At 69.0% G+C, this 513-nt stretch carries 1 protein-coding gene; it reads right to left on the bottom strand.

Annotated features, from left to right (window positions below; all coding sequences use genetic code 11):
- Positions 1 to 513: nitrilase-related carbon-nitrogen hydrolase (locus tag AC08ON_RS18200; protein WP_476617452.1), on the bottom strand; the 513-nt coding region annotated here is incomplete at both ends.

Here is a 513-nt window from a genome sequence, read left to right as displayed (position 1 = left end):
GGTTCTCGATGGCCCGGGTCCGGGTGAGCACGCGCCAGTGGTCCAGCCTGGCCAACGGCCAGGCCGATACCACCACCACGATCTCGGCACCGCCCTCGGCCAACAGCCGGAACAGCTCGGGAAACCGGAGGTCGTAACAGGTCGCCAGCCCGACGATGCCGAGTTCGGTGGGGACGGTTCCGACCGTGGCACCCGGCGTCAGCAACCGGGCCTCCGCGGAGCCGTAGCCGAACAGGTGCACCTTGCGGTACGCATGCCGGATCATCCCGTCCGGACCGATCAACACGGTCGTGTTGAAAAGCCGTCCGTCGGCGGACCGTTCCACGATGCTACCGGCCACCAGGTGGCATCCGCGTTCCCGGGCGGCCTCCCGCAGGGCGGTGACCGTCGGCCCGGTCAACGCCTCCGCCTCCGCCTCGTACCGATCGAAGTGAAAATAGCCGGTGACCCATAGTTCGGGGAGGACGACCAGGTCCGCCCAGGTCCGCCGGATCTCCCCCAGCACCCTGCGCA

This window comes from Frankia sp. CoWAU3, from assembly GCF_977971855.1.
This window is presented reverse-complemented; position numbering and strand designations above follow the sequence as displayed.